Below are 522 nucleotides of genomic sequence, written 5' to 3'. Positions count from 1 at the left end.
GAGGCGGCGAACACCGACTGGGTGGCCACCGGGCCCGCCTCGCCGGCCTCGAGGTCGACGGCGTCGGTGATGATGCCGGAGCCGATGCGCAGCGCCAGACGGCCGGCGATCTCCTTGCCCTCGGCGGAGGAGGGGACCAGGACAGCGGCCGGGGAGACGGCCTCGTACGCGGCCTGGAGGGCGTCCACCTTCGGGACGACCAGGTAGTCGGCGAACTCCGGGGCGTCAGCGACCAGCACCCGGGCCGCGCCGTGCTCGGCCAGCACGGTGGCGGTGTTGTGCGCACCCGCGCCGAGGGCGACGGCGACCGGCTCTCCGATGCGACGGGCCAGGGTCAGCAGCTCCAGGGTGGGCTTGCGGACGGCGCCGTCCACGTGGTCGACGTAGACAAGAACTTCAGCCATGGATCAGTGACCTTTCTCAAATGAACTTCTGGCCCGCGAGGAACTCAGCGAGCTGCTTGCCGCCCTCGCCCTCGTCCTTGACGATCGTGCCGGCGGTGCGCGCCGGGCGCTCGGCCGC

2 pseudogenes are annotated in these 522 nt (G+C 72.2%); both read right to left on the bottom strand.

The features are described from left to right. Positions 1–404: pseudogene (locus KUM49_RS37945) on the bottom strand (electron transfer flavoprotein subunit alpha/FixB family protein); the annotation flags it as partial. Between the two features lie 16 nt (positions 405–420). After that, positions 421–522, bottom strand: a pseudogene (locus KUM49_RS37940) (electron transfer flavoprotein subunit beta); the annotation flags it as partial.

The organism is Streptomyces sp. AC555_RSS877, assembly GCF_019049245.1.
Taxonomy (GTDB): domain Bacteria; phylum Actinomycetota; class Actinomycetes; order Streptomycetales; family Streptomycetaceae; genus Streptomyces.
This window is presented reverse-complemented; position numbering and strand designations above follow the sequence as displayed.